The organism is Dactylosporangium thailandense (genome assembly GCF_059739745.1).
Genome location: NZ_AP029195.1, coordinates 1,072,936 through 1,091,553 on the forward strand (window position 1 = coordinate 1,072,936; position 18,618 = coordinate 1,091,553).

The 18,618-nt window shown below is 68.7% G+C and carries 17 protein-coding genes and 1 pseudogene; 6 read left to right on the plus strand and 12 right to left on the minus strand.

Going from position 1 to position 18,618, the window contains the following annotated elements; all coding sequences use genetic code 11:
- Window positions 1-121 precede the first annotated feature (121 nt).
- Entirely contained in the window at window positions 122-397 is a 276-nt protein-coding gene (locus tag AC6JBM_RS04610) for a hypothetical protein (RefSeq protein ID WP_497982379.1), read from the plus strand.
- A gap of 42 nt (window positions 398-439) precedes the next feature.
- On the opposite strand, the gene AC6JBM_RS04615 is transcribed toward AC6JBM_RS04610, so the two are convergent.
- Window positions 440-805: a hypothetical protein gene (locus AC6JBM_RS04615; RefSeq protein WP_497982380.1), complete on the minus strand. Its 366-nt coding sequence runs from the start codon at window positions 803-805 to the stop codon at window positions 440-442.
- A gap of 123 nt (window positions 806-928) precedes the next feature.
- Window positions 929-2,107 (minus strand): IS110 family RNA-guided transposase, encoded by a 1,179-nt coding sequence (locus AC6JBM_RS04620; protein ID WP_497982381.1) that lies wholly within the window; start codon window positions 2,105-2,107, stop codon window positions 929-931.
- 642 nt (window positions 2,108-2,749) lie between these two features.
- Between AC6JBM_RS04620 and AC6JBM_RS04625 the strand changes: the two genes are divergently transcribed.
- The gene (locus AC6JBM_RS04625; RefSeq protein WP_497982382.1) at window positions 2,750-3,142 is read left to right on the plus strand and encodes a hypothetical protein; all 393 of its coding nucleotides are present in this window, start codon (window positions 2,750-2,752) and stop codon (window positions 3,140-3,142) included.
- A gap of 306 nt (window positions 3,143-3,448) precedes the next feature.
- On the opposite strand, the gene AC6JBM_RS04630 is transcribed toward AC6JBM_RS04625, so the two are convergent.
- From AC6JBM_RS04630 to AC6JBM_RS04645, 4 genes are all read right to left on the minus strand, one after another.
- Window positions 3,449-4,567, minus strand: coding sequence for an SMI1/KNR4 family protein (locus tag AC6JBM_RS04630; protein ID WP_497982383.1), 1,119 nt, complete (start codon window positions 4,565-4,567; stop codon window positions 3,449-3,451).
- A gap of 112 nt (window positions 4,568-4,679) precedes the next feature.
- Complete coding sequence (locus AC6JBM_RS04635; RefSeq protein WP_497982384.1) at window positions 4,680-5,243, minus strand: hypothetical protein; 564 nt, start codon at window positions 5,241-5,243, stop codon at window positions 4,680-4,682.
- A 376-nt stretch (window positions 5,244-5,619) separates the two neighbouring features.
- A complete protein-coding gene (locus tag AC6JBM_RS04640; RefSeq protein WP_497982385.1) occupies window positions 5,620-6,297 on the minus strand; it encodes an HAD family hydrolase in 678 nt (225 codons plus the stop codon).
- Window positions 6,298-6,690: 393 nt separating this feature from the next.
- The gene (locus AC6JBM_RS04645; protein ID WP_497982386.1) at window positions 6,691-7,254 is read right to left on the minus strand and encodes an ankyrin repeat domain-containing protein; all 564 of its coding nucleotides are present in this window, start codon (window positions 7,252-7,254) and stop codon (window positions 6,691-6,693) included.
- A gap of 69 nt (window positions 7,255-7,323) precedes the next feature.
- On the opposite strand from AC6JBM_RS04645, the gene AC6JBM_RS04650 reads away from it, so the two are divergent.
- A complete protein-coding gene (locus AC6JBM_RS04650; RefSeq protein ID WP_497982387.1) occupies window positions 7,324-7,446 on the plus strand; it encodes a hypothetical protein in 123 nt (40 codons plus the stop codon).
- Window positions 7,447-7,459: 13 nt separating this feature from the next.
- Window positions 7,460-7,660, plus strand: coding sequence for a hypothetical protein (locus AC6JBM_RS04655; RefSeq protein ID WP_497982388.1), 201 nt, complete (start codon window positions 7,460-7,462; stop codon window positions 7,658-7,660).
- Here AC6JBM_RS04655 and AC6JBM_RS04660 read toward each other — a convergent pair.
- Window positions 7,657-8,457 (minus strand): hypothetical protein, encoded by an 801-nt coding sequence (locus tag AC6JBM_RS04660; RefSeq protein ID WP_497982389.1) that lies wholly within the window; start codon window positions 8,455-8,457, stop codon window positions 7,657-7,659. The two genes, AC6JBM_RS04655 and AC6JBM_RS04660, sit on opposite strands and share 4 nt — an antisense overlap.
- Before the next feature lie 141 nt (window positions 8,458-8,598).
- Here AC6JBM_RS04660 and AC6JBM_RS04665 point away from each other — a divergent pair, with 141 nt between their 5' ends.
- Window positions 8,599-9,207, plus strand: coding sequence for a hypothetical protein (locus AC6JBM_RS04665; protein WP_497982390.1), 609 nt, complete (start codon window positions 8,599-8,601; stop codon window positions 9,205-9,207).
- A 498-nt stretch (window positions 9,208-9,705) separates the two neighbouring features.
- Here the strand turns inward: AC6JBM_RS04665 and AC6JBM_RS04670 are convergent, their stop codons facing one another.
- The 4 genes from AC6JBM_RS04670 to AC6JBM_RS04685 form a co-directional block, all read right to left on the minus strand.
- Entirely contained in the window at window positions 9,706-10,311 is a 606-nt protein-coding gene (locus AC6JBM_RS04670) for a DUF5958 family protein (RefSeq protein ID WP_497982391.1), read from the minus strand.
- A gap of 330 nt (window positions 10,312-10,641) precedes the next feature.
- Entirely contained in the window at window positions 10,642-11,934 is a 1,293-nt protein-coding gene (locus tag AC6JBM_RS04675) for a hypothetical protein (protein ID WP_497982392.1), read from the minus strand.
- Window positions 11,935-12,106: 172 nt separating this feature from the next.
- Window positions 12,107-14,962: a BTAD domain-containing putative transcriptional regulator gene (locus tag AC6JBM_RS04680; RefSeq protein WP_497982393.1), complete on the minus strand. Its 2,856-nt coding sequence runs from the start codon at window positions 14,960-14,962 to the stop codon at window positions 12,107-12,109.
- Window positions 14,963-15,858: 896 nt separating this feature from the next.
- A complete protein-coding gene (locus AC6JBM_RS04685; protein ID WP_497982394.1) occupies window positions 15,859-16,050 on the minus strand; it encodes a hypothetical protein in 192 nt (63 codons plus the stop codon).
- A gap of 496 nt (window positions 16,051-16,546) precedes the next feature.
- Between AC6JBM_RS04685 and AC6JBM_RS04690 the strand changes: the two are divergent.
- Window positions 16,547-17,467 (plus strand): annotated as a pseudogene (locus AC6JBM_RS04690) (DUF4238 domain-containing protein); the annotation flags it as partial.
- A 522-nt stretch (window positions 17,468-17,989) separates the two neighbouring features.
- Here AC6JBM_RS04690 and AC6JBM_RS04695 read toward each other — a convergent pair.
- Window positions 17,990-18,610, minus strand: coding sequence for a hypothetical protein (locus AC6JBM_RS04695; RefSeq protein ID WP_497982395.1), 621 nt, complete (start codon window positions 18,608-18,610; stop codon window positions 17,990-17,992).
- Between the last annotated feature and the right edge of the window lie 8 nt (window positions 18,611-18,618).

Genomic DNA, 18,618 nt, shown 5'->3' on the forward strand with positions numbered 1-18,618 from the left:
AGACATCCGGATCCGCTGACCGCCCTCGGATTCGATGACGCGCGGGAGACGGAGCGCGCCTGTCGGGTAGACAGCGGCGAGCGACGCCTACTGTTCCCCCATAGCGTCCGTCGCGGGCTGGGTGTTCGAGGGCAACGTCGTTCGGTTCCTCGAGCTCGTCAGCGCCTACATCGGGTACAGCTACGACGACCTCGACGAGGTCGCGCTCACCGGCGCTCTGGAGCGTACTGACGATGAGTCGGTCGAGAGCTGGTTCAGCTATCCGCTATCGGGAGTGCCGCCGCTGTCGGCTTACCTGGCCCGTGCCGTCGGCGGTAGTGTGGTCAGCATTTGGGTGGACGGGGACATCAACCTGATCCTGGCCGCGAGGATCGAGACACTCTTCGACCTGCTGTAGCGATCGGCGACGGTACACGCTCATGGCTGCGATCCGGTGCGGTCATGGCCGTGCGTCGTTTTGTTCTCCGGCGAGCTGCAGATATCTGGACCAGATCTGGGCCTTGCGGTATGGCCCGTCGCCGGCGTGGTCGAACTGTGGCTCGTCGAACGTGATCCAGTACTTCAGCTCGCCCGGCCAGGCACGATCGTGCAGGACGGGCTCCGGCGCGCCCATGTCGTCGATGGTGCCGAGGAACTCGTGTCTCCACGGCCCGTCCCAATCCGCGTCCTTGACGACTCGAACCCGCGTACCGGACGGCATGGACCCGGACGGCCACTCGCGCGGCAACGGACGTCCCAGGATCTGTTCCAGCGCCGCTCGATCGGCGGCCTTCTTGCCTTCGTCGCTCGATTGCCCTGTTGACATATGACAACGGTCGCGGATATCAGCCGAGGCTCGCAAGCCAGAGCCCGTCTGGGGATGCGATCGGCTGTGGCCGCGGGGGATGCGGCCAGTTGATCCAGTGCGCACACATGGCTCCCCTCTAGGTCAAGGGGTTGGAGTGAGGAATGTTCTAGGCTTGGTGTTGGCGGGTTCGGTTTGTGACTTGTCCGAAGAGCCGGCTGTCGGGATTGGGCCGGTCGCGCTGGATTGCAGAGTCGTTCCCGGTTGTCCTGCTGGGCCCGCCGCCTCGCTTGTCCGGGCGCGTGCGACGTCGTGGAGCATGCGTTTGAAGACGACGTCGGACAGGTGGCGTTTGAGCGCGCGGAGCGCTTCCATCGTGGTCTTGCCCTCGGCGAGGCGGCGGCGGTAGTAGGTGCGGCCGGGGGTGTCGTGGCGGAGTTGGACGATGGCCATGATGTGCAGGACCCGGTTGATGCGCCGGTTCCCGGCTCGGGACAGCCGGTGCCGTTTCTGGTCACCTGAGGAGGCGTCGATCGGGGCGGTGCCGTTCCACGACGCGAAGTGCCCGGCCGTGCGGAACCGGTCGATGTCACCGATGTCGCCGAGGAGACGGGCGGCGCCGGACGGGCCGATGCCGTTGAGCCCGGTCAGGGTGCTCCCGGCCGCAGCAACCAGGTCACGCAACTGTTTATCGGCGGCCTTGATCTTGCCGTCGATCGTGGTGAGCTCGTCGATGAGCTCGCGGGCCAGCCGGTGGCGGGTCTCAGCCACGATGCCGACCGGCTCCGGAGCGGTGCGCAGCAGGTAGCTGGCCTGGCCCCGGGTGAGGAACTTCTTCGCACCGCCCGGCACGAGCTCGAGCAGGAACTGGTGAATACGGCTCACGGTCTCGGCGCGGGCGTAGCCGAGTTCGTCACGCCGGTCCACCAGCAACCGCAGCGCGACCGTGGCATCGTCGGGCTGGACCTGGCGCAGGTCTGGGCTGCGCAGGCCGGCCACAGCCACGCTGTGCGCGTCGACCGGGTCGGTCTTGCGGCCCTGACCGGTGTCGAACACCCGCACGCGTGCCGACAGCTTCGGCGGCACGTCCAGCACGGTCTCACCGTCGGCGACCAGGCGTTGGGCGATGTGCCGGCCAATCCCGGCGCAGCCTTCCACCGCCCATGTCCGGTCCGGGAACCGGCGACCAGCTGCCAGCATCTGCGCGTAGCCGCCGGTGTCAGTGGCGTACCGGCCCTGCGCCAGGATTTTCTCGCGTTCGTTGATGACCTCGATCGTGGCGGACCGCTTGTGCGGGTCCAACCCGATCACCACACGACTCATCCGCTGCCTCTCCTCGCTCGTACACTGTGGACGATCGGCGAGGAGGGCAACGCTACTTTGAGCTGGGCATACCCCTCTTGAGCCACTCCAGGCCACGGTGACCGGCGGGTGCAAGCCATGAGAGAGTCACACCCACGTGCAGTGGACAGCCGCTTGTGAGAGCCACCCGCCGATCACCTCGACCCAGCCTGGCCAGGCACAGGTCGTAGATCAAATTAGATAAGTAGCCGCTGGGCGCGCGGCGTAGTGTCTCGGACGACAGGCCACGTTGCGGCGGGTGGTTGACTTGCCGGGTGACACTTGATCAGGAGCTGATGACTGCTCGTCGGCCTCGTGACGTGGTTGATGTTGCTGGTGCTTGGATCGCTGAGGCCTTGACCGAGCACGGATTCCGCTGGTTGGTCAAAACTCGCGATGTCCAGCGGGACGCCGACGGCATCGTGCACCGGATTTCCTTGCAGCCGAGTTCGTTCAACCGCACCGGCGGGTCTATCTGGATCGCCACGTATGTGGGGGTACAGGATCCGGCGTTGCGGCGGTGGCGGCTACGTAGCGCACCCGTATCTGGTCGGCGGGCCGGCCGATCAGGACCTAGTCTGCGCCCACCTGCTGGGGTACGCGTCGGGCCGAGCCAACGGCTACGTGTACGGCGACGCCTCGGACGGTGACATCGACCTGGCCGAACCTGTTGAGCGGGCCGGGCGCCTGCAGCGGTTCGTCGCGATGGTCCGCGAGGGTGTCTTGCCGTGGTTCGCCGAAGCCAGTGACCCCGACACTATCGTCGGCTCACGCGCCGGAGTCTGCACCAACAACCCTGTCGCACTGCTGGAATGGTTGGCCTCCCGCGGCCGGCCCGACCTCATCCACCGCTACGCCGAACGGTACCGAGCACGCTATCCCGACATCGAGCAACGCTGGGCTGACGGTGTCGCAGCCGCACACGCAGGCCGCCCGTGCCCGCACGGCAGCGACATCGTCCCGCAAGTGGCCTGGTCGACCACGACGCTGACGACGCAGCGCAGCGGCTTCAACTGAGGGCTTGATTAGCCGCTCGCTCATGCCGCCGTTGGTGCGCGGCGGCAGGCACGTGCACGTTACAGCGGGTGACCAGCGCGGCGAGGCCAAGACTTCCTGTCCTGCCGATGTCCGTGCACGTGATCATGGCTGCAAGGGTCGGTCTGTGGAAGCTCACGGACATGGTCCCAGCTACAGCCGGCTGGGCGCCCCGATGGTTCCGGCGCTTGTCGAGCAGCCCTGAATCAATGATCGGGAGGGTCGTCGCCGGGACCCGGGACCGTGGCAGGTTCCTAGCTGCCGAGATCACGACATTTGCCGGATCAGTCAGTGATCGTCGCCTCTCGGAGTGGTGGCGATCCAGGCGGCGCGCTGCGGGGTGATGAGCGGACTCAGCACCGGATCGGTGAGCAGCGTCAAGGGTGCAATGCACAGTGGGTCGTCGCTGTGCCACCGTGGCACAGCCGCCGCCACGACCGACCAGGCTGCCTCGGTGTCGCCTCGGCGCGCGAACTCGCGGGCCTGTTCGAGTGCGGCGGCGAACTCGGGCGGCTCTGGTGGTACCGGCGCGTCGCCGGCCTCGCCGAGCGCCTGCGTCACCAGCCGCCGGGCCCACGCGCCGGACTCGCGCTGTAGGAACAGCGGTACGAGCTCGGCGCGTACTCGCTCGGCGCCGACCGCTTCGACCACGTGCGGATGCGCGAGTACGTCGTTGCGGATCCTGTGGTGCACGTCGGGCCGCAGGAACGCCCCTACGACCACGGCGAGGTACTGCCCCGCTCCCGACCCCTTGCGAGTTGCCGCCTCGAACCGCTCGGCCGCCCCCTCAGCATCGCCCCGCAGTGCCATGCGCCGCCCCTCGGCGACCAGCTCAGCCGCCCCGGCGGGCTCGACCGCCCGTCCCTCGCGAGCGTTGAGCTCCTCGAACGAATCCCGCTCGGCGGCGACCAGATCGGCGAACGAGTCGAAGCGGTCGCTGAGGCCCGGATACCATGACGCCCAGACGTACGCCGCCCACTCCCCGCTCTCGCTGACGTCCGCGGGATCGAGGAGCCAGTAGCACGCGTCCGCGTCGGCGGACACCAGCAGCGCCCGGGCCATCAGCTCGTCGTCCTCGTCACCCGCATCGCACCTTCCGGGCTCGATATCCCGCAGCCATCCGACGTCGGCCGTAGTCCGCATCGTCCATACGAAGGGCCCCATCTCAAGCCACCCGTCCGAGGCTTCCAGGAACGCGCGGTACCCCGGCGGGAGCGCCACCCCGAGGCGCTTTTCGACGGCGGCGAGCGCGTCCTCGCCCGCACCGGCGAATCCAAGCCACCCAGAGGCCCGCCGTTCCTCCCCTAGCTGGTGAAGCCGATCGGCATCGGCGACGCGGAGGAAGTCTGCGCTGTACCCGGCGAGGTAGACCCGCCACTGCTCGGCCGTTTCGGGCCGACCGGTCAAAGCCACGCCCCCACCTTAAGGTCGCTGGCAGACGTGCGCGCTCATGCCGCCGTTGGTGCGCGACGGCCGTCGGACTCGTCGCGGACGGTGACTGTTGGGCCATCGTCGTGGCCTAAAATGGTGGCGCCCACCGTCCGTACCAGGAAGGCAATTCTCCAGCCGCGGGCCACGTCTCCGCTCGTTCTGGATCCCGCTCGTCAGGCCACAGAAGTCCGGTCCACTCGCTCTCGGGAATGATGCTTTCGTAGTCATCGACGCAGCGTTCGGACCACTCACGACCTACCAGCACCGGACGGGTTACCACTCCATCGGCAGCGCGCTGTACACGCAGGACCAGACCCAGCTCTTCAATACCAGGATTGGTTCGCGGCCCGAAGCGCAAAGCAACGTCCATGGACTCGGACACGCCCAGCAACCACTGCTGCAGCTCAGGCGGATCGCTCCCCGTCAGCTGGGCTCCGTTCAACGACATCAGTGGTCCGCGAACAGCGTCCGCCGCCACGCAGAACAGTTGTCCCGAGCCTAGGAAGTACTCATAAAACGCGGGTTGTGCCGAGTGCCACCCCATCGCCAAGCCCACCACTTCCGGCGAACGAGGGTCAGCCTCGAAGCGGTACAGCTGACGCGCTTCGGGCAGCGCTGCGGCAGCTTCCTCCGCAGTCATGCCGAATCGCAACGGTCCGACTCCTTCCAGGGGTGTGATGGGCCAGCTCGGCCGCCCCAACCCGATTGACCCATCCGAAATCACGCCGTGATCCTAGGCACACAAGGCCCCTGCATGGGGCGTCGCGGCGGTTTGATCGGGTGCGTACATCTGCCGCGATGACGCGCGTCCGCTCGATTGTCGCCAGGTTGCGACTACTCATAGTTATGTCGATGGCGGCGGCGTTAGACATGGGCGGGGCCGGTTATGACCGTCCCGTGGAACCAGGTTGCCCGGGACGGCCTACCTTGTAGGCCCAGTCCGCACCGTGCGTAACTTGCTGTCGCCCTGCTGGCCTACCTCGTTACGGCTGAGCAGGGAAAACGCCACCGACGTGCGCCGGCTCCACTTACCGCGGACCGCCCACGCGCCCGGCCAGCCGGGCCAGCACAGCGTCGAGGGAGAGGTCTGTGGCGCTGGGAAGCAGCAGGTCCGCTGCCTTGAAGCGGGCGTCGTGAGCATGCGGGTTCGGCACTGCCACGCATCGCAGCCCGGCCGCGTGCGCCGCCGCGACGCCGTGCGCGGTGTCCTCGAAGGCGACCGCCTCTTTCGCCGGCAGCCCGAGCCGGTCCAGCGCCAGCAGGTAGACAGCCGGATGCGGCTTGTGCGCGGCCACTTCCTCGCCGGTCGCCAGTACCTCGAACCGGGCTCGCAGCCTGGCCTGATCCAGCATCGCGCCTACGTGGGTGATCGGGGAGCTGCTCGCCACCGCCAGCCGGAGCCCCAGCTGCGCGGCCCGGTCGAGCCAGCCGACGATGCCAGGTGTCGGCTCCAGCACCGCATTCAGTTCCGCCCGGTGCGCCATCCGCCGCGCGTGGCTGGACTCGCGGTCATAGGCCGGTCCGACCGCCGCGGCCAGCGCGGCGTAACGCGGCTCGTTCGCGTCGCCGCCGTGGTCGGCGAAGAAGCCGGCCGTGTCGAGTTCCAAACCGTGCCGCCGCCACTCCCAGCGCCAGCTCTCCAGGAGCGTGGTCTCCGTGTCCATCAGCAGGCCGTCAAAGTCGAAGATCAGCGCCTTGATCGTCACAGCGGCCAGTATCCCGATCCTGGCCCCTACACCCCGCGCCCGGTCGCGTTGAGTCCTGATGAGGGTCCGCAGCCGAAACACGGGAGCCACCCCGCCGGCCGGCTTCCTCGACGCGTATTCAGCGCAGCTCACTCCACCATCCGCGCCAGGCGGCTCCGCGCCGAGCGCGGCCAAATGGTGCCGCCGCTCGCTCCAGTCGAGGCACGTTTCACACCCGGCGCACCACGCGGATTCAAGGTCACGTGCGCGGATCTGCCGCGGATGCTGCGCGGCGGCAGGATGTCCCTCGTCACAGCGAGTGACAGCGACGGCGAGAATCGAGGCTTCCGGTCCACAAGATGCGGATGAGCGCGCGTCGGGCGCCTGAGTTTCACCGATCGGGAATTGAGCGGTTCACTGGCCGTGCTGCTCCAGCAACGTGGCGCCCTCAGCCCATTCGATTCGGTACTTCTTGGCTTGGTGCACTCCCCGGGCCGCGTCGATCGGCCGGCCCTGCATGCCGCGTGCTGCGATGCTGGGATCAGCGCCTCGATGCAGCAGGTGTTGCAGGACGCGGAAGCAGGTGGCCTGCTGTTCGGGAGACCATGGCGTGGTACCGGTGGCCGCCGCGTACCACAGCGCGGTGCGTCCGGTGCTGTCGACCGCGTTGAGTGGGCAGCCGGCTTCGAGAAGCCTGTCGATGATCTCCACGCGAGCATCGCCAGTGCCGACTCGACCACGGGCGACTTCATGCAGCGGCGTGCTCTGAAATGTCGTAAGGGCCCCGGCGTCCGCGCCGGCGGTCAGCAGCGCCGCGACGACCTCGGAAGCCCCTATCCCGGCGGCGAGGTGCAACGGCGTGTACATGCGGTAGTTCCGGGCGTCGACGACAGTGCCCTCGGCTATCAACCGAGCGACGTGCTGCACATCGCCGCCCTGGGCGGCGATGTGCAGCGGGCCCTCTCGCAGCGCGTCCACGCCTCCACGTTAGCTTGGTCGGCGCTCGCCAGATCCACCGCCGGGCGGTCGCCGGCAATATCGTTCGCAGTGCGCCAGTTCGCACATCTGCCGCTGCTGGCGCTCGACAGTCGCCCAAAGATTTTCACCGACCGTGAGCGGATTTCGGCATGGTCGGCCGCGTCCGACCATGCCGATGGGCGGATGCGCTGATACCCGAACGGACGTGCCGATTCGGGCGAGCCTGCGGCGACGGGCCGACGAGGTGAGCACGTTCGTCGCGGAGCAAGAGGCCTTGGCGCGAGCTCGCGCGGCGATCCGGGATGTCGACGAACGGCGTGGCCGGCCGACCACGACCACCGACGCCAGCGAAGAGCTCGCCGACCACACCGCCGCCTACCGCGAGCTGACCCGGCTCGGCGCCTAGCGGGAGGGCGCCGGGAAGGCGGCCGCCGTCAGCTCGCCAAGGTAGCGCGGCCACAGCTGCGCGAAGGTGCCGCCGACGGCCGGCTCGGCGTACAGCCTAAACTCTACGATGATGACGGCGTTGCGCTGGCGCAGGACCGCGACCGCGATGTGCCCGACGTTGGCGTCGGCGCTGGACGCGTAGCGCTGCTCGCGCACCACCGCGAACCCGGACCACGCGCCCTCGGTCTTGTTCTCGACGGCGACAGTCTCGACATAGGGCGCCGTGCGCTGCCCCCCGTCGACCGGCTCGGCCGGCACCGACAGCTGCTTCGGGCACGCCTCGGCGACGCCGCGCACCCGGGTCACGAAGGCCTCAGCCGGCTGCTCGCCCGGGAACGCCGCCGCCAACTGGGTCAGGGACTGCGGCTGCCGGCCGACCGGCGGCCCCATGTCCTTCGATGCGCTCATGGCCGCCACCTGCGCGTCGCCGATCGCGGGTCCGGTTTTGTAGGTGGACCCGGCGGCCGGCGCCGTCTCCTTCTCCGCGCACAGCCGCGGCACGTGCGCCCCGTGCCTGGTGTCGGCGTCGATGTTCGTCGCGGTCTGGTCGCTCCACCCGGCCCCCAGCCGCTCCACCCCGAGCAGCCGCGTCTGCACCTCCTCGAGCCCGATGGGCGGCGGCGCCGGCGACGCGCTGCCCGCCGTCGTCGCTGGCGACGACGGCGATGACGACGACGAGGCGCCGCACCCGGTCACGAGCGGCGGCAGGACGGACAGCAGGACGGCGCAGACCCGGGTCCGCAGGCGCTTCGACACGGCGCCATCCTTGCAGAACACGTTCTCTAGCGCGCACCGGCGTGCGCCGCACACAATGACGGGGCAGCCGGAAATCGATCCGCGCACGACCATCGACCCAAGCGACGTGTCTCACGGGGGAGAAGAGGCGCGGCCCCGGCCGTGCCGGAACTCATCGTCAGGCTGGAAGGGGCCGTGAACGACACGCCGGACTGGGCGTTCCACGTGCTGGGCGCGATCGGTCCCGCCGCCGCGGGCGCGGTCCCGCACCTGCGGCAGTACTCCACACGAGGCGCCACGTCAGCCCCACTCAAGATCACATCGGACCGGGGCGTGGCCGAACGGTACCCCGCCCGACGCCCGGAGGAACTCCGCCGTGACCGGCTGGCAGCGCAGGCGCTGACCTGGCTCGCCGAGCATGGCGGGCTGACCGCGCGCCAGCACCGCCAACTGCGAAGCCTGTTCAAGACCCCGGGATGCGTGCAAGTGGAATCGGCCGGCGCGCTGTGGCTGCAGGAAGGTCCCGCAGCCGCCGACGAACTGCTGGCGGTCCTGCCGCCGTACCTGTCCGATGACGTGCACGGATCCAAGGCACTGCTCGTGTTCACCGCGATGGGCTCGCACGCGCGGCCGATCCTGGACCGCCTGGATCGGTTCATCACCTCGCCGCGCCGAGCCCGGTTCCATATCGGTGACGACGACACCGAAATGCGCGCCGACGAAAGGCTCCTCGCCGCGACCATGACCGCCCGCACGCGCATTGCCGGATGAACCCCCACACGACGAATGCCCCTCACTACCCGGGCACACAACCGTGCCACCGAGCACCTCGATCACATTTCCGCACATGCCGCGGATGTTGCGTAGAGGCAGAACCGAGCCCGTCACAGTGGGTAGCAGGTACTGCGAGGCCGGGGTGTCCGATCCTGTGAGCATCACGCGTAGACGACGAGATCAGGCAGCATGGTGTGGATCTGGTCGACGGCGTCGTCGAGGCTCAGGCCGCCGAGCACCAACCCAAGCACGAGGTCGTCGGCGAGGCGTCGCTACCGGCCGGGAACAGGCGGCAACACCACCGATGATGCCTGGATCCGCCGGTTTCTGGGTCGACGCCTTGCGCAACCCCGTGGCGATGCCCAAGGCCAGGCTGGCGGCCTGGTTGTACTCCCGGCCGTTGCCGTACCGGGTGCTGCTGCCGCCGAAGACGAGCGCGTTGTGCCTCATGGCACCACACGGGTGATCGAAGGCGACTTCTCAGCCCGCGAGCGCCTAATCGGCTTGTAGCCCTGGCGGCAAATGGTGCCACCAATGCGAGCAGCCGTCAGCGCAGAAGAGGGCCCGCCGCCGCTGGTCGGCGATGCCGAGGGTCAGCACGAGTAGTCGAAAGGCCCTTTCCAATTCCGCCTCCGGGAGGCCACTCAGCTTGCTCAGTGACGCGCTGAGTTCACTCCTCACCAGGAGCACCGCTGGAGTGACCGTCGGCCGTACTCCGGACCGGATAACGGCGAGCCTGCCGTCCTCGACGGTCGCCCGTGCTTGCGAGACAAAGTTTCCTAGCTTCCGCAGGACCGTCCTGCGATCGTCAACTGCCATCCCGTTGAACCAGGAGACTCCGCCCTCCACCGGATCAAGTCCCTGTGCCAGCCGGTTCAGCGCCAGCGCCAGCTCCAACGAAACCTCCAACCGTGCGGTCATATCGATGCTCTGCTTCACCAGTCTGTGGCGCGCTCCTCGCTGGTTCACGGGCCGGCCGACGAAGTATGTCGCGACGAGAGTCCGCACAAGTTTTGACGACGCTTCCCCGGACGCGAAGGCGATCGCCGTCTCGCGAAGCAGGACATCCTCCCGTCGTCCAATGATCACGTTTACGGACATGCCGCTGACGGAGTTCGTACGTGAGAACAACGCGTCCGTGAATACGGAGAGTGATCACGGGCCGGTGAACGCTCGACGCCAGCGGGGCCAGCTATGCCACCGACCTCCAGCGCTACCACCTCGACGCCCGACCGTCACCACTGCCGAAGAAGGCATGAAAGTGCCGGACCGCTCGCCCGCATCAGACGGTGCGGCGGCTGGGCTCGCGCGCACGGCGGCCGGGTGCGCTGCAGTGTGCATGTCGTTGCGCCCGTGGCCGTGAGTTCCGCGACGGACGCGGGGCCAGGGCGATCGGCTGAATGTCCCCACTTGAAGGCGATCTTAAACACCTCATCGAAGTGGCTCTCGCGGTTGTCGGCCTCCGGTCTGGTGGTGGTTGGCGTGGGCGTCGCGGTAGCGGCGTGCGGCGCGGCGGCCGGTGCCGGTGGTGTCGTCGGTGCGGCCGGCGGCTCGGGCGAGGTCGGCGCCGGTGGGTTCGTGGCCGGTGGCGATGCCGCGCTGCCATGCCTGGTACATGGCCGCGTCCTCTTGGCTGGTCGGTTGGTATAGCCGCTGATCGGTGCGCCGTGGCGGCGCGTTGGCTGGTCGGGGCGGTTCGATGCCGGGAGCTGGCGCGGCGGGTTTGGTCTTGGCCGAGAGCCCCGGGGTGGCCGCTGCTGGGCCGTCGAAGGAGTCGACAGTCAGCGACCCGTGGGGATCCGGGCGGCTGCCGTTCGCCGGACGTGCGGCGGTGATGGCTGGCTGGTCGAGCTGTGTGCTCGTTTCGCTGGTGAGCCGGGTGGGTGCCAAATCCGCGGCGATGAGCTTGGTCAGCCCGTCGTAGTCGGCGCCGTCGGCGAGGCGCACCGCGATCTCGTCGAGGTCGTAGACGTTGATCGCGATGTCGGCCGCGGTCGGGTCGACGGCGGCGCGGATCTTGCGGTGCAGCACTTTGGCGATGGCGTTGGTGCGCTGCTCCATACGCTTCTCGGCCTTAGCGGCGGCGAGTGAGCTGTAGAGCCCGAGCCGTGGGTCGGCCTTGGCGAGGTTCTTGGCGCGCAGTGTCAGCCAGGGTTGGCGGACCCAGTGGCCGATTACCTCGTAGGCGGGGGTGGTTGGCGGCAGGTGACCGCTGGCGCGGAGCCGGTCGCGGCGTTGGTTCTCGGTGTGCATCAGCCAGACCAGGTAGCCCAGCGCGGACATGCCCGCGAAGAAGCCGGCGAGCAGCTTGTTGGTGTGGGCCATCCAGTTGAACGCGACGGCGAACGCGGCGATGGTCGCGGACAGGAGCCGCGACGCGATTGCCCGCTCGCCGAGGCGGCGGCGCACGTCGGCGTTGGCGAGCACGACGATGCCGCCGAGCTCCAGCGCGCCGACCGCTGGGATCGCCCAGATGAGCGGGATGCCGAGTGCCTCGACCGCGCCGGACACTTGGCCGGCGAGGGCGACGAGCAGTACTACAAGGTAGAAGAGTTGCCGCATGTGCGCGGTGCGTTTGACTGTGCGTTGCAGGTCGGCGTCGAGGTCCGCGATGGCGTTCTGGTGGCCGATCCGGGGTTTGGCCAGGTCGTCGGCTGGTGTGTTCGTCATGGCGTCCTCCGGATGGCGTGGCGCCGGTTGGCCGTTGTTGGCTCGGTGAGGCACGGCTGTCGGTGAAGGCCGTGAGTGGCCCGCAGGGTGCAGGCAGTGGGGGAGCGGGGCGAGCCGGAGTGGGTGCCCGGCAACGGTCGGCAGCTTCCGTATCTGGGGCTGTGGTGGGCGTGCGCGGCACTTTCGGCGACGTCGACCGGTCTGGCCGGCTGGTGGTCACTGTGGTTCATGGGTTCGGGGCGTCGGCGTCGGGTTCGTCGTCGGGAACGCCGCTGTTGGTGGCGATGTCGTGTTGCAGTTGGGCGGCGAGGGTGGTGGTGTCGGGGGAGGGTTGCTCGTCGATGTCGTTCAGTGCGGCATGCAGGCGTTGCAGCACGCCGCGTACGGCGGCGGCGTCGCCGAGGCGGGCGGACGCGCGCATGGCTTGCCGGGCCAGGTCTTCGTTGATCGGGTCCAGGGCGGCTGCGCCCTGGACGAGTTCGGCGGCGCCGCGAGGGTCGTCGGTAGCGACGATCTCGGCGAGGCTGAGCCGGGCTCGGATGCCGTGACGGCGGAGTTGCTCGCGGGGTTGTTCGATCCAGTCGTAGTCGTGGCCTTGGGCGAGTGGGCCGGTGTGCGCGTCGATGGCCTGGCGCAGCAGGGTGGCCCGGCTGCTCGGGTCGGTGGTGGTGCTGGCCTGGCGCAGCACGTCGATGAGGTGCCACACGTCGAGGTCGACGAGGTTGGGGTCGAGGTGGTAGCGGCCGCCGGTGTTGATGACGGGCTGGATGGTCTTGTCGGCGGCGGCTTGCCGGATCCGCCGGCGCAGGTCGCCGGCTTCGGTGGAGAGTCGTTCGCCGGCGCGGCGGACGGTGGCGGTGGGCCAGAACGCCTCCATGATGTCGGAGAGCTTGGCGCCGCTGCGGTGGACGGCCAGGTAGACAAGTAGCTCCCGGGCGTGGTGGCGCAGCCCGGTTACCGGGTTGCCGTCGCGGTCGAGGATGGTCGGCTCGCCGAGCAGCCGGATGCGCACTGCACGCCGCGGCTCGGGGACGGCTGCTGTGGTGCCGGTTGCGGGTGCGACGGGCGAAGGGGTCTGTGCGGGTTCGGGGTCTGTGCGGGTTTCGCCGGTGCAGGTACCGGGCTGGGTGGCGGCGGGCACGTCAGGAGACGTCGTATCGTCGCGGCTGCCTACGGTCGTCGTCGCGCTGGGCGCGGCGTGCGGTGGCGTGACCGGGCTCTGCGGGCTTTCCGGGTCTGCCGTGGCAGGTTCGGGTGTGGCCGGGTCGATGTTGCTGGCACTGGGTGACAGCGGCGGCGCGGGGCTGGGTTGGCCGGTGTGCGCCTCGCGGAGGACGTCCAGCAGTTGCCGGGTGGCGGGGATATCGAGCACGGCGAGCCGGTCGCCGTCGCTGCCGCTGGTGTGCCCGTCGGTGCCGACGGTGAGGGTGTCCCCGTGGGGCCATTCGCCGAGCAGGACCGCGCTGATCTGCAGCGAGGCGCCCAGCTGCAGGGTGGTGGTCAGCCGGGGCTGCAGCTGGCTGGGTGGGGTTTCGGCCAGCAGCAGGACCGGTGGCAAGGGTGGGTGGTACGGGTCAGCGGCGCGCAGTTCAGCCAGGTCGGCTACGTCGTATTCGTGCAGGAGCCGCCGCCGCTCGATGAGCAGCTCGTCGGCGCGGATCAGCGCCTCGGACAGGTTCGTGGTGACCTGCAGCCGCGGGATCTCACTGGCGTGGACGGCGTCGGCGCCCAGCAGGGTGCTCAGCGCGTCGGCGGGTGCAATGACTTGGCCTTCGGCGTCCGGGTCGGCTGGCGTGCCCGAGGACAGGGTGGCCGCGAGGAGAGCGCGGAGGGCCGGTTCGGCGCCGGGTCCGACCAGGCCCAGCCCGCTCGGGGGTATCCGCTCGCCGACGCCGGCCAAGTGCGGGCCGCTGGGCCCGACAGGCGGCAGTTCTGGGCGCTGGTCGGCGCTGGCAGCGTTGTATTCGGCGACGGTGGGCGGCGGCGAGGCTGGCGGGTTGAGCGGTTCCGGGCGCTGTTGGCGGGCCGCACGGCGGATTCGGTTCAGCACTGGCGGCAACGGGCGCAGGTTGGGGTCATCCGGGTTGTCGCTCGATGTGGTTGTGCCGGGTGTGGCGACGTAGCGGTGACGGCGGCGCAGCCACACCATGGCGGCGGCACCGGCCAACGCAGCGGCGAAGGGCAGACTGATCCAGCCGCCGGGCAGCGGCACGCCGACGCCCCAGTCGTGGTCGGCGTGTCCGAGCGGTTCGCTGCCGGGCTTGGGAGATGTGCTGGCATCGGCTTGAGCGGATTGGTTCGGACCCGTCGGCGTTGGGGTCGCCACCGAGCTCGGCGCGCTCGGGGCGGGCTCAGCTGTCGTCGCGGGGGCGCTGGGGGCGACGGCGTCGGGATCGCTGGTGCCGGTGGCGTGTCGGCGCGGCCCGCGGTCGACGGCGTCGGCCGGCAGGATCAGCCGCCATCCGGCTTCGATGTGGTCCGGGCCGCGCCGACCCGTGCTGTCGGGGATGCGGCCAGGGTTGAGGCGTTGCAGGTCCGGGTATCGGTCGAAGTCGCCGAGGTATCGGTCGGCGATCACGCCGAGCCAGTCACCGCGGCGTACCTGGTAGCTGACCTGAGCGGCGCCGGGCATCACCGTGGCTGTCGACGTGGGCGTCAGCGCCGGGGCTGCGGCTGCCGGCGAGGTCGTGTGCCCGGCGGTGGTATCAGTTGGGGTCGGATGGCCCGATCCGGTCGGGTCGGGGCCGGCGACTACCGGCGGCGCTGTCAGCGTGGCGTTGGCGGCGGCGAGTGACGGCTGGCCGAGCACCGCGACGAGCCCGGCGAGGCTACCGGCCAGCCCGCCGAGCGAGGCCGGCAGCCTCGGCCGGACCGGCTTGTGCCGCAGTGACGCAGTGACGTCGTGCGCGGTTGCGGTCAGCAGCCACAGCCAGCCAGCCCAGCCGAACCCCACCATGAGATACAGGACGGTGGCCACCGTGAGCGGCTCAGCAATCAATGCGCGCCAGTCCGTCTGGGTCCACAGCAGCGTCTGCAACCACCACAGCACGCCCGGCAGCCCAACCAGCCCGACCAGCGACATCGCGAGGTAACCAAGCGCCCGCAGCGCGGCCGCAGCTCGATGCCGCAGCAGCAGCCAACCCCATCGATATCGATCCCGCGTGTGGTGTCGTCCCGGCCATGCACCGCCGGCAGCGTGCGCAATCCCGGCGGACCTCACCGCGGCCTCCGCGGACCTGCGACCACGCGAGCGCCGCCGGCGGGGTCGGCGCAGCCGTGCTGTCGGTGGATGGTGCGCTGTGCCGCAGGCTCGATGCTGATGGTCCGGCCCCTGCATTCGAGCGTCTGCTGAGGCGCGGCGGAGCCGGTGTGGGCATCTGGTGCGGGGGACTTCATGGTCATCAGCACTCCGTCGGCAGCGATCGATGCAGAACCATCCCGACCGTAGGCGGCCACGGGCCGATAGCGGGTCGTTGCCGCGATCACAGCAATCACACCGGTAACACCGCTGGTTACGACGCCGGAGATGCAGGCGAGGTGGCGCACGAGAGATCGTCGGCGACGTTGGGGGCGAGTTTGAGGCTGCAGCGGGATGGCGTCCGGCAGTGCCTGTGACTGTCCGCGTTAGTTGGCGGAAGTTGTCCACGCTTGTTGGCGGAGACCGAACCGCTGTTGACGGCGGCGGCAAGGTCGCGGACTTGCGGTATGAGGGCGGCACGGAGGCCCCGGTAGTGCTGGCCGGTTTGCCGTTGCGGAGGCGCCACCAGGCGCTGTCGATGGATAGGCCGGGGTCTCGGGTGGTTCCGGCTTTGGCGCCGGGTGCTTGGCGATGGGGTGCGTAGCGGATTCGCCATGGGGTGATGTCGATTCAGGCGACGGCGCTGGCGGTGATGCCGGCAGCCCTCGGTCGCCAGGTCAACAGTCGCGTTTGTGTCAGCACATTATGTGGCGGCCGTCCCGCTGTCGGGAGCGCGCGCATCACCTGTCGGTGACGGCCCGCTCGGTGCACTCCGGCAGCCACTGCGACGGCAACACCCGGCGGCGCCGTAGCAGCTCGGCGACGATCTGCTCGGCGTCGATCGGTTCCAAGCCTCCGGTCTGCGACCGGATCGCCTTCCACGCCTGGATCAGCCGTTCGGCAAGGTCGATGACCTGCGCGGGGGTCACCATGAAAGTGGGGGATCCGCCACCCGGATCGCCGCCGAGTGCAGCGCGGTCTGCGGTGTGACCAAAATGCTGACAGAACCCTCCGGCGCCGGAACCCCCTGTCGGGCGGCCGCGTAGTTGAGGTGGCCGCCGGCTTCGCGTACGCGAGATGCTTTGACCTGCGGGGGTCGGCTCGGGACTTGGCCTTCCAGGCGACCCAGAGCTCATCGCCGAAGCACCACACCGCGTCGGGTTCGGCGTCGGAGCCGTGGCGAGGCAGCACGCTGGCGCCGGCGAGTTCCCCAAGCGCGACCAACGCCAGCTCGAATGGCCCGGCGGAGGTTTGGGCCAGTCCGGTCCGGATCGTATTGACCGTTTTGGCGAACTGCTGGGTCCGGTCGGCGCGCATCGGGATCGTCGCGACCTTGAGCACCACCTCAAGGTCGACGGGGTTCAGCGCCGGGGGTGCGGGGTTGAGCAGGCTGGCCGCGGCTTCTAGGAGCTCACCGACCAGGACGGGAGACCGACTGACGCGCTCGAGCAGATCCTGTCGGAGCTTGAAGGTGCGGCGCTCGGCGTCCTGCGGGACATCGACGCCAGCCATCAGCTGCCGTCGCTGCTGTCGCAGGACAGGACTACGTTGGCGATCTTCCTCGCGGTGCAGTACACGCGAACCGCGATGCACCGGGAGCGAGTGATGTTCCCCGTCCGGTTCGCCGAGTATGCCGGCGACCAGGAACGCACCCGGGAGCTGATGGCCGGGTACCTGCACCAGGTCCATTTGGGGTTCCGCCCCGAGGCGGGCGAAGTGCAAGCGGCTTGGGATTCCGCGGTGTTCGCGCTGCAGGACCCGGAGGCGCTGTCGAAGGACGCGGCGATCCGGCTCAGCATGTCCACCGTGGAGCCCTGCGCGGCGGTGCTGCAGCAGCGGCACTGGAGACTCGAGGTGACGCGCAAGCCCCGGTTTATCACGTCCGACGCGCCGCTGGTGTTGTGGCGGCCGCCGTGCGAGCGTGACCGGTACGAGGGATTCGGGCTCACGCTGCCAGGCGGCCGAGCGCCCCGCAGCGATTCCGGCGAGCCGGTCGACGGCCGCGTCGTACCCAGCGAGCCGGAACGGAGATCCGCATCGCCGCTCCTCGCGCAGCGATGCACCACCACCGCCCAGCGGACCGGATGCGCCGTTACCGCAGCACAATGCGCTTCCGGGGGGCGAGCCATGACCGAACCGCAATCCGAGGCCAGTCCACCGCCGGCAACCTGCTGTGGGGAGAAGCGTGGCGGCCGCTTGACCCAGACGCAAAGGGCACACCACTCGTTCCGGCATGTCAGCCATTTCCCTTATCTCAAACATACTGGAACCAAAAGGAATGAACGCTGCAGCTGCATGGCAGCAAGCGGAGTTTTGCGCGCAGTGCGGCGCGTCGTTCGTGCCCGGTGACCGCCGTATGGTCGAAACGGACCGGGTGCTCGGACAGGCGCTTCTGCGCCGGGCCGAGGCTGATCGGGCGCACCGCCAGCGATCGCTTGCCGGGTGAATGACGTGGGGGGACGGCTCCGCCGGCGCCGCCACTTCAAGGGCGCGTATCACCCAACGCCTGGCCGCCCAGGCAGGACCGTCGCTATCGGACTCGGCGACGGTCGATATTTTCGTTCAGTTGTGTCGGCGATGTGGGCGTCATGACTCGGAGTTGCGGTCGCGGTCTTTGCGGCCGCGGTCGAGCGGTGACCACCAGGGCGGTCGAGCATCCACCGCGCTGATTGTGGCTGCGTGCGGGGCGCCTGTACTTCGTGAACTCGGCGCCCGTCGCAACGAGTCAGACAGCCTTCCGTGAAAGCTGGGTAACCCTAGACAACTACCGGCGTGCAATGGAGGCCGACACGGTCGATGCACGCGGCCTGAATCGACCCAGCAAACGGGTTGCGGGAGTTCAGGTGCATGCGACATTTTATCGTCGCCGACTTACCCAATATCAATCGAACTGCCGAGGATTTTGCCGTATTCTTTGGCCGCCGCCCTCGACCATGCCAATACGTCAACCCATGTGCCATCTGACGCCTTTTCCGGACCCGCGTGAATCCGGTCACGCAATTCGTCAATCAGTTGGTTGTTCCCGAGGTCGTTCGCAATTATCAGGGCCATAACTAGCCTGTTTGCATAAGAAGATAGCCCCAGTTCGGCGTACCATTTTCCACGATGCAGGACGTTCTCCTGCTGCATCAAAACGCGGCACAGGTCCTCGCGTCCAGCAATGAACCCGAGCGCTTCGAGCGCATTTATCTTCAAAATCCTGAGGTCAACTTCATCTTTCCTGGAAGGCCATTCAATGAGTCGTTCCTCGTGCCATCGTAAACGGACCGAGAATCGACCGTGCTTTGGAAACAACGGTCCAAACTTCGCGTCCCCCGTGTTCAGCAACAATTGCAGTCCACCGTCGCTGGCCTTGCTAATCCACAGGAGATGCTCAAGACCGACTCCATCGGACCAGAGCATCCCATGCCGTACCGCGTCCGCTGTAGCTGGAATTACTCGTTCTGCGTGCAGGTAGCGCAGGATCGCTGGTATTGAGAGTGGCGCAGGCATGTAGGCTC

Excerpts from the sequence above, each read along its gene's own strand:
- AC6JBM_RS04615 (WP_497982380.1), bottom strand. The coding sequence starts at position 805 with ATGTCAACAGGGCAATCGAGCGACGAAGGCAAGAAGGCCGCCGATCGA.
- AC6JBM_RS04620 (WP_497982381.1), bottom strand. The coding sequence starts at position 2,107 with ATGAGTCGTGTGGTGATCGGGTTGGACCCGCACAAGCGGTCCGCCACG.
- AC6JBM_RS04670 (WP_497982391.1), bottom strand. The coding sequence starts at position 10,311 with ATGTCCGTAAACGTGATCATTGGACGACGGGAGGATGTCCTGCTTCGC.
- AC6JBM_RS04680 (WP_497982393.1), bottom strand. The coding sequence starts at position 14,962 with ATGTCGCTGGTCGGGCTGGTTGGGCTGCCGGGCGTGCTGTGGTGGTTG.
- AC6JBM_RS04685 (WP_497982394.1), bottom strand. The coding sequence starts at position 16,050 with ATGGTGACCCCCGCGCAGGTCATCGACCTTGCCGAACGGCTGATCCAG.
- AC6JBM_RS04695 (WP_497982395.1), bottom strand. The coding sequence starts at position 18,610 with ATGCCTGCGCCACTCTCAATACCAGCGATCCTGCGCTACCTGCACGCA.